A 13553-nucleotide genomic window follows, 5' to 3' on the forward strand; every position below is an offset into this window, starting at 1 on the left:
GATTGTCAACATGGCAAAGCGCGCGCTCCAATTGCCGGCCCGCCGCTTCCATGCCAGCGTCGCCACCATGGACCCGATCGAAGAGCAATGCTTCGTCTATGTGCTCGGCTGCGCCACGCCGACGCGCTACCTGACCTATGTCGGTTGGACGCTCGATCTCGATCGCCGGCTGTCGCAGCACAATGGCGGCAGCGGCGCGCGCTCGACCCGCGGCCGGGTCTGGGTGCTGCTGCATAGCGAGCGCTTTCTGTCGCGGCGCGAAGCGATGAGCCGGGAATGGCATCTCAAGCGCGACCGACGTTTCCGCAAACAACTCGCCGACGCCGCGCTGGCAACGCCTGATCCAGGCCGCTCGCCCCGCTGAGCGCCGCTTTGTCCCGCAATGCAACAGCGGATGACCGCGCGGTTAATGTTCGGAACAGCGTCGGAACGAACCGCGCCCGAATCAGCGCAAAGCGCGGCGATCGCCAAATGTCGCGGCGAGCGCGAGGCACATCCCCATGATGTCGTAGCACCGCCTGCCGAGCTGCAATGATCAAGGCCGGCCCCGCCCCTGCAAAGGTTAACGCTGGCGCAGCGCCGAATAATCTGCCCGGCCCCGCTGTTGCTGCGGCCTGTCCCGCAATGCAACGCAGCCGGCACGGCGCCGTTAAGCTTTGGAACGCGGCTGGAACGAACCACGCCCGAATCAGCCGAATCAGCGAAGGCGCCGCCCTGCCCGCTAGATGTGGTGTCGAAGCCAATCTGATCAGCGCGAGATCTCGCACGCTTCTTGAGCGCCCCTGCGTCTGCGTGAGCTGCCAGCCTCCGAAAAGGTTAACCGCGCCGCGGCAAGCGATCAGGACGCCGATCACCGCGCTGCCAGCGCCGGCGCGGCCTCTCTGTCCAGAATTGTGACGGCGATGGTGACCTCGTTAAGGTCCGGAACGCGGCTGGAACAAAGCACGCCCGAATCAGCCGAATCATCCTGTCGGCCAATACCACCGCCAGATGTTGGGGTTTTGCGCCTCCAAGCAGCGCGACATCTCGCGACCCTTTCCCTACTCGCGGCCATCACACGGCCCGCGGCGCCTCGCAAAGGTTAACAGCGCCGCGCGCACTCTGCATCCGGCCCGGTAACCGCGCTATTCATGCGCGCGCGTGCTCATTGTCCAAAAATGCGACGACGCAGGCCGCGCCGTTAAGGTTCGGAACGCGCTTGGAACAAAGCACGCCCGAATCAGCGAAATCGGGCTCGCGGCCTAGCGCAACGCCAAATGTAGGGCATTCTCGCTCCGCCACTGCGCAGATCTGGCGGCAGTGCGAGCCGCCTCGTTCCGATCAAAGATGATGGCGCTCGCCAAAGGTTAACGGCCGCAGGCGCAGCCGACCGCGAGCGGCAACGTGGTTTCGAGATCAGCAGTTCGCAGAGCCGCGAATGGGCCAGTCCAGATGCGCAAATCGCGGTTGTCCGGAAATGTGACGACGGATGGCAGCGCCGTTAAGCAACAGAACGCGGCTTGAACAAAGCGCGCCCGAATCAGCGAAAACGCAGGTCACCAACGACATATCGGCGCGCGCCGATCCGCGGCCACGACATCTGGCAGCGTTGATCAGTCCGATCGTCACGAAAGACGGCTGATGAGGGATTGAAACGTTAACGCGGGGCGGCGGGGCGCGCGCATGCCGGCGCACGCCGCGACCAGAGTCGCGACGTCGGCTTGGCGTCGGATCGGCGATGGCGAGAAGATCAGGTGCGGAAATAAGGCTCTACCGTGCCGGTCAGCTTGATGGTCATCGGATTGCCGAAGCGATCCTTGGCGGCGCCAGCGGCGACCCGAATCCAGCCCTCGCTGACGCAGTATTCCTGGACATTGGTCTTCTCGACGCCCTTGAAGCGGATGCCGACGTCGCGCGTTAGAGCTGCCGCGTTGTAATAGGGGCTGGCGGGATCGATCGAGAGACGATCCGGCGGCGTTTCGGTGATGTCGTTCACAGCAGAGCCTCAATATCTTTTTTCAGGGAGTCCGGCGTGGTGGTCGGCGCATAGCGCTTCACCACACGGCCGGAGCGATCGACCAGGAATTTTGTAAAATTCCACTTGATGGCGGACCCGAGCAGTCCAGGCTTCTCGCTCCTGAGAAAGCGGTACAGCGGATGAGCGTCGTCGCCATTGACTTCGATCTTCTGAAACATCGGAAAGCTGACGCCGTAATTGCGCGAGCAGAACTGCGCGATCTGCGAGGCGTCACCCGGCTCCTGATGGCCGAACTGATTGCAGGGAAAGCCGAGCACGCTAAAGCCGCGCGCCGCAAAAGCCTGATGCAGTTCCTCGAGGCCGCGATATTGCGGCGTAAAACCGCAATTCGAGGCGGTGTTGACGATCAGCAGCACCTTGCCCTGAAACTGCTTGAGCGACGTTTCGGTGCCGTCCAGCGTGGTGGCAGAGAAATCATAGATCGAGGTCATGAGGCGTTATCCGGTCTTGTGCTGATTCAAGCAACCGGGTCGACCGGCGCGATCGCGCCGCCGCCCGCTTCGATCGCCTCGCCGGCGGCGAGGCACAGATCTTCGCGATAACGACCGGCGACCAGCTGGACGCCGACCGGCACGCGCCCCACCCGCCCGGTCGCCACCGCCAGCGCCGGCAGCCCCATGAACGGGATCGCCACTTGCGGCATCTGCGCCTGCCACACCCGGCGAAACGATGGCTGGTCGCGCAAGTCGAGCTGGTCGGGAAACGGCAGCTCAGCCGACACCGGCAGTAGCAGCACCGCATAATCATCAAGGAATAGCTGCCATTGCCGGGTCAGCGTGGCGCGGCGCGTCAGGATTTTTGAAAACCCGGCAAGGTCGATGCCCTGCGCGAGGTCGCGGTTGCCGTGCAGACAAGCGAGCGCACCGGGATCGCCCTCGCGCTCGGCCGCGGCCAGCATCGCGTCATACCCATCCGCGAGCCACAGCTTGGTTTGCAGCTCGGCGGCTTCGGCAAGCGGCGGCGTGGCGTCGATCTCCTCGACCTGCCATCCGGCCTCGATCAAGCGCTGCGCGGCGATCCGCAGCGCGCTTTCGATGGCGGGCGTGATCGCCAGCCCATCGGGACGCAGGCACAAAGCTGCGCGCTTCTCGCGCACCGGCCCCTCGAGCGGCGCCGGCACATACCAGGGATCGCGCGCATCGGGCTGCGCCATCGCCTTCAGCGCCAGCCGCAGGTCGGCGATGCTGCGCGCCAGCGGACCGGACACCGCGGTGATCTGCGCGCCGATCACACGATCCGGCAATGATGGATTATAGGCCGGCACCCGGCCGATGGTCGGGCGCAGCCCCTGCACGCCGCAGGCGTAGGCAGGGTAGCGGATCGAGCCGGCGATGTCGGTGCCATGCGCGATCGCGCCGATGCCGGCCGCCACCGCCGCCGCCGCGCCGCCGGATGAGCCGCCGGGCGTGATCGCGCGATCATGCGGATTGCTGGTGTGGCCGTGCAGCAGATTGCTGGTGAACCAGCGATAGGAAAACGCCGGCGCATTGCTGCGCCCGAGCAGCACCGCGCCAGCTTTGCGCAGATTGTCGACCACCGGATTATTGGCAGTCGCGATCAGGTCGCGTTGCAGCGTCACGCCATTGGTAGTGGCAAAGCCCTGCTGATCGACATTGATCTTGGTGGTCACCGGCACGCCGGCCAGCATGCCGACCTCTTCGCCGCGCGCCAGCGCGGCATCGATGGCGTCGGCCTGCGCCCGCACCTCTTGCGGACGATAGGCCACCACCGCGTTGATCAGCGGATTGACCGTTTCCAGCCGGGCCAAGGCCTGGTCGGCGACTTCGCGCGCCGACAACTCCCGGCAACGGATCAGGCGCGCCAGCTCAGTTGCCGACAACCGCCATGTTTGCTGCATGCGCCCTCCCTGCGTTGGCGGGTGCGATTATGCCAGCAAGATCGGCGCCGCCAAGCGTCCCTTGCCGCGGCGGGGCGCCGATCATGGCGCCATCCGGGGTCGTCAATGGGTGGTGGAGGTGCCGCGATGCATATCGAGCAGCGCCTCGTCGAACGGGAATTCCAGCACCACTTCGCCGCTCTCGTCGGTGACTTCCAGGGCGGCGCGCAGCAGCCCAAGCTGGCCGCCCTCGGCTTTCAGGATCTGCCGGACCGTGGTGCGCGCCACCTCCCAAGCCTCGTCGGGATCACGCAAATCCTCACCGTCCGGGTCTTGGATCAACTCGCCGTCGATCCGGGTATTGAAGTAGTAGCGTGGCATGGCGGTCCTGGTTGGCAGCGCTGGGAATACCCTCAATTGAGTGGCCACGGCCCGATCCGCAACCCTCCTAGGCTGAACCGGCGCCAAAACTTCTCGCAAAGAATTCGCATTTGCGATACCTGTATGCGATGCAAGAGAGCGCCCATCAACCGCGCCACAGATCCGATGGCTTCGCGCCGCGGTCGGTGCGGCATCTGCCGGTTGGCGACGGCCACGAACTTTATGTCGAAAGCGTCGGCCGGCCGGGTGGCCTGCCCGCGGTCTATCTGCACGGCGGCCCCGGCAGCGGCTGCCAGGCCGAGCATCGCCGGCTGTTCGATCCGGTGCGTTTTCATGCGGTTCTGTTCGATCAACGCGGCGCCGGCCGCAGCCGGCCACGCGGCGAGTGCACCGCCAACACGCTGGCGCATCTGATCGCCGATCTGGAACTGATCCGCGCCGAATTCGGCTTTGAACGCTGGCTGGTGGTCGGCGGGTCATGGGGCTCGACCCTGGCGCTGGCCTATGCCGAAGCCCATCCGGCGCGCGTCACCGGCCTCGTGCTGCGCGCCACCTTTCTGGGCACGCGCGAGGAGTTGCAGACCGCGTTCTGCAACACGCTGCCGCAATTCTATCCGGCGCTGAACCACGACTTCCTGACGCTGCTGAGCGCGGAGGAACGGCTGGCGCCGCTCGATGCCTATTGGCGCCGCATTCTCGATCCTGATCCCGCGATCCACGGCCCGGCGGCCTGGGCCTGGCACGATACCGAGCGCACGCTGTCGGAGCACATCCCGGCGCGCACCCGGCTCGATCTCAACGCGCTACCCTCATACCGTGATCGGCCACCGACTCCGCTGCTGGAAGCGCACTACTTCCAGAACGATTGTTTTCTGCGGCCCGGACAATTGCTGGCCGAAGCCGGCCGGCTCGCCGACATTCCCGGCGTGATCGTGCAGGGCCGCTACGACCTGTTGTGCCCGCCCGCCACGGCGCGAACCCTGACCCGGGCCTGGCGCGGCGCAGAGCTGCGCGTGATCCACGCCGCCGGCCACTCGCTGTTCGATTCAGGGGTGCGTGAAGCGGTGGTTCAGGGCATCGACGATCTGGCTTCAGCCGATCAGCTCGCAAATTGGCCGGATCATGACGGTCCACGCACCACTTACTGCTAATGCCGCGACGCATTCAGGAACCAACAATCCTTTAGCGCGTTGCGCTATCGTTCGTCTCACTGCCGACGCAATCGCAGTCCACCGCGCCTCTCCGAGGGCCCGACTTCGACAGGACTTTCTCCGCCGGAACGATCAATTGACAATGGCCGGTATCAGTCCAGAAAGAGCCGCAGCGCCCCTCGCCTCAGTGAACGATCAAGGTCATCATGAACCCCGTCAAAGCGCTCGAACACCACGGCCAGGCAGTCTGGCTGGATTTCCTTGCCCGCGGCTTCGTCGCCAACGGCGATCTCAAGACGCTGACCGAAGCCGACGGCGTCAAGGGAGTGACCTCCAACCCGGCGATCTTTGAAAAGGCGATCGGCGGTTCGGACGAATATGACGGCGCGATCGGCGTGGCGCTGGCGCAGGGCGACCAGCCGGTGGCCGAACTGTACGAAGCGCTGGCGGTCGAAGACATCCAGCACGCCGCCGATGTGTTGCAGCCGGTCTATCACCAGTCCGGTGGCAATGATGGTTTTGTCAGCCTGGAAGTATCGCCCTATCTGGCGCGCGACTGCGAGGGCACCATTGCCGAAGCCGAACGGCTGTGGCGCCGGGTCGATCGCCGCAACCTGATGGTCAAGGTGCCGGCGACCCCGGAAGGCATTCCCGCGATCCGGCATCTGATCTCCAAGGGCATCAGCATCAACGTCACGCTGCTGTTTTCGCAGGCGATGTATATCGCGGTCGCCGAAGCCTTCATCGACGGGCTGGAAGCCTATGCCAAGTCCGGCGGCGATCCCGCGCAAGTGGCCAGCGTCGCCAGCTTCTTTGTCAGCCGGATCGACAGCGCGGTCGACAAACAGCTCGATGACAAGATCGCCAAGGCCAACGATCCCGCCGAACAGGCGAAGCTTGCCGCGCTCAAGGGCAAGATCGCGATCGCCAATGCCAAGCTCGCGTATCAGCACTACAAGCGGCTGTTCACCGGCTCGCGCTGGGATCAGCTTGCTGCGCGCGGCGCCAAGCCGCAGCGGCTGTTGTGGGCCTCGACCGGCACCAAGAACAAGGCCTATCGCGACACGCTCTATGTCGAAGAACTGATCGGGCCGAACACCGTCAACACCGTGCCGCCGGCGACGCTCGATGCATTCCGCGATCACGGCCAGCTGCGCGACAGCCTGGAAGACGGCGTCGATCAGGCCGAACAGGCCCTCGCCGCGCTGCAGGCCGCCGGCATCTCGCTGGAAGCAATCGCCGATCATCTGTTGGCCGATGGCGTGCAGCAGTTCAGCGATGCCGCCGACAAGCTGCTCGGCGCGGTGGCGCAGAAGCGCGCCAAGGTGCTCGGCGCCCGCATCGGCGCGCAAACGCTGGCGCTCGATGCCACGCTTGGCCAAGCGCTCGCCGAATACAGCGAGCAATGGCGCGCGCAGGGCCTGGTGCGCCGGCTGTGGGCGCGCGATGCCGCGGTGTGGACCGGCAGCGACGAAGCGAAATGGCTGGGCTGGCTGGATAGCGCCGCGGCCGCGAAAGCCAAACAGCGCGACTATCAGGAGCTGGCGTCCTGGGTGCAGCAGCGCGGCTTCACCGACGCGGTGGTGCTCGGCATGGGCGGCTCCAGCCTCGGCCCGGAAGTGCTGGCGCAGACTTTTGCGCCGCGCGCCGGTTTCCCAAAACTGCACGTGCTCGACTCGACCGACCCCGCCCAGGTACGCGCGATCCGTAACGCGGTGACGCTGCCCACAACGCTGTTCATCGTGTCCAGCAAATCGGGCGGCACCACCGAGCCGAACGTGATGAAGGCCTATTTCTACGACGAGGTCAGCAAGGCGGTCGGGGCCGACAAGGCCGGCGATCACTTCCTGGCCGTCACCGACCCCGGCTCGTCGATGGAAAAGGTCGCGCAGCAGCAGCGCTTTGCCCGGATCGTGCATGGCGAGCCGACCATCGGCGGCCGCTATTCGGTGCTGTCGCCATTCGGACTGGTGCCGGCCGCGGTGGCCGGCATCGATGTCGGCCGTTTCCTGGACGCGGCGCTGACCATGGTGCGCGGCTGCGGCGGCGACGTGCCGCCGGCGCAAAACCCTACCGTGCAGCTCGGGCTAGCGCTCGGCCTTGCCGGCCGCGCGGGCCGCGACAAGGTGACGATGCTGTGCTCGCCGGCGGTCGCCGATTTCGGCGCCTGGGCCGAGCAACTGATCGCCGAGTCGACTGGCAAGGACGGCAAGGGCCTGATCCCGATCGACGGCGAACCGCTCGGCGACATCGCGCGCTATGGCGATGACCGGTTCTTCATCGATCTGCGCACCGCGGGCGAAGCCGACCGCAACGCCGACAAGCTGGCAGCGCTACAGCAGGCCGGCCATCCGGTGGCGCGCATCGTGCTGAATTCAGCAGAAGACATCGGCCAGGAATTCTTCCGCTTTGAACTGGCGACCGCGGTCGCCGGCGCGGTGCTCGGCATCAATCCGTTCGATCAGCCCGACGTCGAATCCACCAAGATCAAAACCCGCGAGCTGATCGCGGCGTTCGAGCAGTCCGGCGCGCTGCCGGCGGAAGCCGCGGTGTTCAGCAGCGCGGAGCTGGATCTGTTCACCGATGCCGCCAATGCCGCCGCGCTGCGCGCTGCCGGCGCGCAGGATGATCTTGTGTCCTGGCTGAAGGCGCATCTCGGCCGCGCCGGCAGTGGCGATTATCTGGCGCTGCTCGCTTACATCGAGCGCAATGCTGCGCATATCGAGGCGCTGCAAAGCATGCGGCTGGCGCTGCGCGACGCGCTCGGCATCGCCACTTGCGCTGAATTCGGCCCGCGCTTCCTGCACTCGACCGGCCAGGCCTACAAGGGCGGACCGAACAGCGGCGTGTTCCTGCAGATCACCCATGATGCTGCCGACCTCGCCGTGCCCGGCCAGGCGGCGAGCTTTGGCATCATCAAGGCTGCGCAGGCGCGCGGCGATTTCAACGTGCTGACCGAACGCGGCCGGCGCGCGCTGCGCGTTCATCTCAAGGGCGAGCTTGGCAGCGGTCTCGCCGCGCTCGGCGCCGCACTGACCAAGGCTCTCAGCAAGGGATGAGGCTCTGATGCAACTCGGCATGATCGGCCTGGGCCGAATGGGTGGCAACATCGTGCGCCGCCTGCTCGGCTCTGGCCATCATGCCGTGGTGTATGACAAGGACCCGCAGGCGGTCGCCGCGCTGGTCAGCGAAGGCGCACAAGGCGCCGCCTCGCTCGAACAATTGGTCCAGCAGCTCACCCCGCCGCGTGCGGTCTGGGTGATGCTGCCGGCCGGCGCCATCACCGAAACCACCATCGAACAACTCGGCCAGTTGCTGTCGCCCGATGACGTCGTCATCGATGGCGGCAACAGTTTTTGGCAGGACGACATCCGCCGCGCCGCCGCGCTCGCCGAACGCGGCATCGGCTATGTCGATGTCGGCACCTCGGGCGGCGTCTGGGGCCTGCAGCGCGGCTATTGCATGATGATCGGCGGCCCAAAACCGCTGGTCGACCGGCTCGATCCGATTTTCGCGGCGCTGGCGCCGGGCCGCGGCGAGATCGCCGCGACGCCGGAGCGTGACGGCCGCGACCCGCGCGTCGAACAAGGTTTTTTGCACGCCGGCCCGGTCGGCGCCGGGCACTTCGTCAAGATGGTGCACAACGGCATCGAATACGGCCTGATGCAGGCCTATGCCGAAGGCTTCGACATTCTGAAAAACGCCAATGCGCCGACGCTGCGCGAGGCGCATCGCTTCGATTTCGATCTCGCCGATATCGCCGAGGTGTGGCGGCGCGGCAGCGTGATCCCATCCTGGCTGCTCGATTTGATCGCGGCGGCCTTGGCGCGCAACGGCACGCTCGACGGCTATTCCGGCTTTGTCGAGGATTCCGGCGAAGGACGCTGGACCATCAACGCCGCGATCGACGAAGCGGTGCCGGCCGAAGTGCTGACCGCGGCGCTGTTCGCCCGGTTCCGCTCGCGGCGGGAACATACCTTCGCTGAAAAGATTCTCTCGGCAATGCGCGAGGGCTTTGGCGGCCACAAGGAGCCTTCGCAGCATCCCGACCCGGCGCAGCAGGCCGGGCCGGCCAAACTGAAGCCCAAGGAGGACCCGGTGTGACCGTGAGCACAGCCAGCACGTCGGCTCCCGATCGCTACGCGATGGTGATTTTCGGCGTCACTGGCGACCTCACCCACCGGCTGGTGATCCCCGCACTGTACAATCTCGCCGAAGCCGGGCTCTTGCCCGAGACGTTTTGCGTGGTCGGCATCACCCGCAAGGAAATCGCGAGCGAGGAGCTGCGCGCCAGCCTGATGGACGGGCTGAAACGCTTCGCCACCCGCCCGGTGCGCCAGGACGTCGCCGACAAGCTACTCTACTGCGTCACCGCGATCAGCGCCGATCCCAGCGATCCGCCATCATTCGACCGGCTGCGCGAACGGCTGGAAAAGCTGGAGGCGGCACGCCACACTGGCGGCAATCGGCTGTTCTATCTTGCCACCCCGCCGGATGCGTTCGCGCCAATCAGCAGCGAACTCGGCCGCGCGGGCCTGCTGCGCGAGGATCAAGGCGCGTGGCGCCGGCTGGTGGTGGAAAAGCCGTTCGGCACCGACCTCGCCTCCGCCAAGGCGCTGAATGCGCATCTGCTGGGTCTCGTGCCCGAGCACGAGCTGTACCGGATCGATCACTATCTCGGCAAAGAGACGGTGCAGAACATTTTGGTGATGCGCTTTGCCAACGGCATGTTCGAGCCGATCTGGAATCGCGATCACATCGATCACGTGCAAATCACCGTCGCCGAAACGCTCGGCGTCGGCCATCGCGGCAGCTTTTACGACGCCACCGGCGCGCTGCGCGACATGGTGCCCAACCATCTGTTCCAGTTGCTATCGCTGGTGGCGATGGAGCCGCCCTCGCAGTTCAACGCCCATGCGGTGCGCACCGCCAAATCCGCGGTGCTGTCGGCGATCCAGATTCCGAGCGAGCATGACGCGCTCGCCAATTCGGTGCGTGGCCAATATAGCGCCGGCCAGATCGGCGACACCACGATCGAGGACTATCGCAAGTCGCGCAATGTCAGCCCGAACTCGACCACCGAGACCTATGCGGCGCTGAAGCTGAATATCGACAATTGGCGCTGGGCCGGCGTGCCGTTCTATCTGCGCACCGGCAAGGCGCTCGGCGCCAAGCGCACGGAAGTGGCGATCAAGTTCAAGCAGGCGCCGTTTGCGATGTTCCGCTGCACCCCGGTGCAGCAATTGTCGCAAAACTATCTGGTGATCGGCATCGAACCCGCCGAAAGCATCTCGCTGCAATTCAACTCAAAAATCCCGGGGCCGCAGATCGCGATCGACGGCGTCGAGATGACGTTCCGCTACAAGGACTATTTTAAGGTCGCGCCCTCCACCGGCTATGAGACGCTGATCCATGATTGCATGATCGGCGACAACATCCTGTTTCAGCGCGCCGACGCGATCGAAGCCGGCTGGGCGGCGGTGCAGCCATTTCTCGATGGCTGGCGCAAGGCCGGCGCCGACGGCCTGCAAATCTATCCTGCCGGCAGCAACGGCCCGGCCGACGCCGACGCGCTGCTCGCGCGCGATGGCCGCTCCTGGCGCGAGCCGCTGGTGCGATGACCAGCCGTGCCCGCGAGATCATCGTTGCCGATGACAGCGAAGCACTGGCGCGGATCGCCGCGCAGCATCTGCTGCACCGGATCGCGCAGCAGCCCCAGCGCGTGGCAATTTGCCTGACGGGCGGCTCCGGGCCGAGCCGGCTGTACCAGCTGCTGGCCGGTGAATTCGCAGCCTCGATCCCCTGGCCGCGCGTGCATTGGTTCATCGGCGACGAACGGTTCGTGCCACCCGATGATCCGCTCAGCAACATGGGCGTAGCGCGCCGCGCCTTTCTGGATGGTCGCGCGCCGCCGGGTCACATCCACCCGATGCCGACCGACGCCGCGACGCCGGATGCCGTCGCCCGTCGCTATCAAGATGAACTGCAAAACTTCTACGGTGCCGCGCAGCTTGCGCCGGCGCGGCCGCTGTTCGATCTGACCTTGATGGGCATTGGCCCGGACGGCCACACCGCATCGCTGTTTCCGGAAGCGCCGGCGCTGGCCGAAACCTCGCGCTGGGTGGTTGGCGTCGAACACGCCGCGGTGCCGCCGCTGGTGCCGCGCGTCACGCTGACGCTGCCGGCGCTGGCCGCGAGCCGCGAGCTGCTGTTTCTGGCCGGCGGCGCCGCCAAGCGCGAGATCATCACGCGGCTGCGCGCCGGCGCCGATCTGCCCGCGGCGCGCGCCCGTGCTCTTGATGGCGACACCGTGTGGCTGATCGATCGCGCCGCCGCCGGGACAGCGCGCGATGCGTGACGCGCCGCGCTACTTCACGCGCTGGATTGCCGGCTTGTCCTTGGCCTTCTGCACCGCGGTCAGATTCTGCGCGGTGTTGATCAGCGCGATATGGGTCAGCGCCTGCGGAAAGTTGCCGGTCTGGCGGCGCGCGTCCGGGTCGTATTCCTCAGCAAACAGCCCGAGATCATTGGCAACCCCGACCACGCGGTCGAACAGCGCTTTCGCCTTGTCGACCTCGCCCGACAGCAGAAAGGCGTCAGCCAGCCACAGGCTGCATGCCAGAAACGCGCCCTCCGCCGGCTGCGGCTCGCAGGTTTCGCGCGGATCGTGACGCAGCACGAAGCCATCGCGCATCAAGCCGTTCTCGATCGCCGCGAGCGTGCCCTGTACCCGCGGGTCCGACACCGGCAAAAACCCGACCGCCGGCAGCAGCAGCACGCTGGCATCCAGCATCTGCGATCCATAGGACTCAGTGAACGCATTCTGCTTGGGGTCAAAGCCGCGCTCGCACACGTCGCGATGGATGGTGTCGCGCACCTGCTTCCAGCGCTCGACCGGCGCTTTCAGCTGAAAGCGCTCCGCGCTCTTGATGCCGCGATCAAACGCCACCCAGGTCATCACCTTCGACGACACGTAATGCTTGCCCGGCCCGCGCCGCTCCCAGATGCCGCTGTCCGGCTGCCGCCAGATCGATTCCAGATGTTCCAGGATCGCGCGTTCCAGTGCCCAGGACTCTCCGTCGAGCCGCAGATCGGCCATGCGCCACTGATGAAACACGTCGATCAGCTCGCCATAGACGTCGAGCTGCAACTGATCGTGCGCAGCATTGCCGATCCGCACCGGCTGCGCGCCTTCATAGCCGGGCAGCCAATCGGCCTCCCATTCCAGCAGCCGGCGCTCGCCCATGATGCCGTACATGATCTGCATATTGGCGGGCGAGCCGGCCACCGCGCGCAGCAGCCAATGATGCCAGGCCGAGGCTTCCTCGGTGTAGCCGGAATCCATCAGCGCCAGCAGCGTGAAGGTCGCGTCGCGCAGCCAGCAGAACCGATAGTCCCAATTGCGCGAGCCGCCGAGCTTTTCCGGCAGCGAGGTGGTCGGCGCGGCGACGATGCCGCCGCTCGGCGCATAGGTCAGCGCCTTCAGCGTGATCAGCGAGCGCATCACCAGCTCGCGATATTCGCCGCGATAGCTGCAGCGACCGGCCCATTCCAGCCAGAACGCCTCGGTGTCGAGCAGCGCGTGTTCGGGATCGATCGGGTCCGGCACCGCTAGATGCGAACGCGCGTAACTCAGCGCAAACGGCACCGACTCGCCGGCCATCACTTCGAAATCGGCAACCGTGGTCAGCCCCTCGCCATGGGTATCGACCGGCGTACGCAGCACGGTCATATCCGGGCCACAGATCGCCAGCAGCGCGCCACCATCGGTACGCTTCACCCAGGGCACATTGGCGCCGAAGCCGAAGCGGATGATCAGCTCCATGCGCATGCGCACCCGGCCGCGCTCGCCGCGCACGATCCGCACCAGATCGGACACCTCCCCGCGCGGCGGCATGAAATCGATCAGCGTCACCGCGCCGTCATCGGTCTCAAAGCGCGTTTCCAGGATCAAGGTATCGCCGCGATAGCGCCTGGTGCAGCTCCGGGTCGCGCCATGCGGTGCCAGTTGCCAGCGGCCGTGCTCGCGGCCGCCGAGCAGCGCGGCAAAACAGGCTTCGGAATCGAACGCTGGCCAACACAGCCAATCGACCGAGCCATCGCGGCAGACCAAAGCTGCGGTCTCGCAATCGCCGATCAGCGCGTAATCTTCGATCAATCCCGGCAC

General features: G+C 66.0%; 11 protein-coding genes. 6 read left to right on the forward strand and 5 right to left on the reverse strand.

Features of this window, described 5'->3' with window-relative positions; translation table 11 throughout:
- The first annotated feature begins 67 nt into the window (after window positions 1-67).
- Window positions 68-364, forward strand: a complete 297-nt coding sequence (locus tag BJ122_RS13745) for a GIY-YIG nuclease family protein (protein WP_110781651.1) — start codon at window positions 68-70, stop codon at window positions 362-364.
- Window positions 365-1729: 1365 nt separating this feature from the next.
- Here BJ122_RS13745 and BJ122_RS13750 read toward each other — a convergent pair.
- The 4 genes from BJ122_RS13750 to BJ122_RS13765 all read right to left on the reverse strand — a co-directional run bounded on the left by BJ122_RS13750 (window position 1730) and on the right by BJ122_RS13765 (window position 4235).
- On the reverse strand, window positions 1730-1966 hold the full coding sequence (locus BJ122_RS13750) for a DUF3297 family protein (RefSeq protein ID WP_110781653.1): 237 nt from the start codon (window positions 1964-1966) through the stop codon (window positions 1730-1732).
- A 5-nt stretch (window positions 1967-1971) separates the two neighbouring features.
- Window positions 1972-2448 (reverse strand): glutathione peroxidase, encoded by a 477-nt coding sequence (locus tag BJ122_RS13755; RefSeq protein WP_110781604.1) that lies wholly within the window; start codon window positions 2446-2448, stop codon window positions 1972-1974.
- Window positions 2449-2474: 26 nt separating this feature from the next.
- The gene (locus BJ122_RS13760) at window positions 2475-3875 is read right to left on the reverse strand and encodes an amidase family protein (protein ID WP_110781605.1); all 1401 of its coding nucleotides are present in this window, start codon (window positions 3873-3875) and stop codon (window positions 2475-2477) included.
- Window positions 3876-3977: 102 nt separating this feature from the next.
- Window positions 3978-4235, reverse strand: coding sequence for a DUF6894 family protein (locus tag BJ122_RS13765; RefSeq protein WP_103011006.1), 258 nt, complete (start codon window positions 4233-4235; stop codon window positions 3978-3980).
- A 128-nt stretch (window positions 4236-4363) separates the two neighbouring features.
- Here BJ122_RS13765 and pip point away from each other — a divergent pair, with 128 nt between their 5' ends.
- The 5 genes from pip to pgl all read left to right on the forward strand — a co-directional run bounded on the left by pip (window position 4364) and on the right by pgl (window position 11744).
- Window positions 4364-5386: a prolyl aminopeptidase gene (gene pip, locus BJ122_RS13770; RefSeq protein ID WP_110781606.1), complete on the forward strand. Its 1023-nt coding sequence runs from the start codon at window positions 4364-4366 to the stop codon at window positions 5384-5386.
- Between the two features lie 206 nt (window positions 5387-5592).
- On the forward strand, window positions 5593-8445 hold the full coding sequence (locus BJ122_RS13775) for a bifunctional transaldolase/phosoglucose isomerase (protein ID WP_110781607.1): 2853 nt from the start codon (window positions 5593-5595) through the stop codon (window positions 8443-8445).
- 7 nt (window positions 8446-8452) lie between these two features.
- A complete protein-coding gene (gene gnd / locus BJ122_RS13780; protein ID WP_110781608.1) occupies window positions 8453-9490 on the forward strand; it encodes a phosphogluconate dehydrogenase (NAD(+)-dependent, decarboxylating) in 1038 nt (345 codons plus the stop codon).
- A gap of 41 nt (window positions 9491-9531) precedes the next feature.
- On the forward strand, window positions 9532-11007 hold the full coding sequence (gene zwf, locus BJ122_RS13785; RefSeq protein ID WP_245407734.1) for a glucose-6-phosphate dehydrogenase: 1476 nt from the start codon (window positions 9532-9534) through the stop codon (window positions 11005-11007).
- Window positions 11004-11744 (forward strand): 6-phosphogluconolactonase, encoded by a 741-nt coding sequence (pgl, locus tag BJ122_RS13790; protein WP_110781610.1) that lies wholly within the window; start codon window positions 11004-11006, stop codon window positions 11742-11744. The genes zwf and pgl overlap by 4 nt, the downstream gene beginning before the upstream one ends.
- 9 nt (window positions 11745-11753) lie before the next feature.
- Here the strand turns inward: pgl and BJ122_RS13795 are convergent, their stop codons facing one another.
- Complete coding sequence (locus tag BJ122_RS13795; protein WP_110781611.1) at window positions 11754-13553, reverse strand: glycoside hydrolase family 15 protein; 1800 nt, start codon at window positions 13551-13553, stop codon at window positions 11754-11756.

Source organism: Rhodopseudomonas faecalis (assembly GCF_003217325.1).
GTDB lineage: Bacteria > Pseudomonadota > Alphaproteobacteria > Rhizobiales > Xanthobacteraceae > Rhodopseudomonas > Rhodopseudomonas faecalis.

Coding starts and splice junctions, on each gene's coding strand:
- BJ122_RS13745 (WP_110781651.1), top strand. CDS start 68: ATGGACCCGATCGAAGAGCAATGCTTCGTCTATGTGCTCGGCTGCGCC.
- BJ122_RS13755 (WP_110781604.1), bottom strand. CDS start 2,448: ATGACCTCGATCTATGATTTCTCTGCCACCACGCTGGACGGCACCGAA.
- BJ122_RS13760 (WP_110781605.1), bottom strand. CDS start 3,875: ATGCAGCAAACATGGCGGTTGTCGGCAACTGAGCTGGCGCGCCTGATC.
- BJ122_RS13765 (WP_103011006.1), bottom strand. CDS start 4,235: ATGCCACGCTACTACTTCAATACCCGGATCGACGGCGAGTTGATCCAA.
- pip (WP_110781606.1), top strand. CDS start 4,364: ATGCAAGAGAGCGCCCATCAACCGCGCCACAGATCCGATGGCTTCGCG.
- BJ122_RS13775 (WP_110781607.1), top strand. CDS start 5,593: ATGAACCCCGTCAAAGCGCTCGAACACCACGGCCAGGCAGTCTGGCTG.
- gnd (WP_110781608.1), top strand. CDS start 8,453: ATGCAACTCGGCATGATCGGCCTGGGCCGAATGGGTGGCAACATCGTG.
- zwf (WP_245407734.1), top strand. CDS start 9,532: ATGGTGATTTTCGGCGTCACTGGCGACCTCACCCACCGGCTGGTGATC.
- pgl (WP_110781610.1), top strand. CDS start 11,004: ATGACCAGCCGTGCCCGCGAGATCATCGTTGCCGATGACAGCGAAGCA.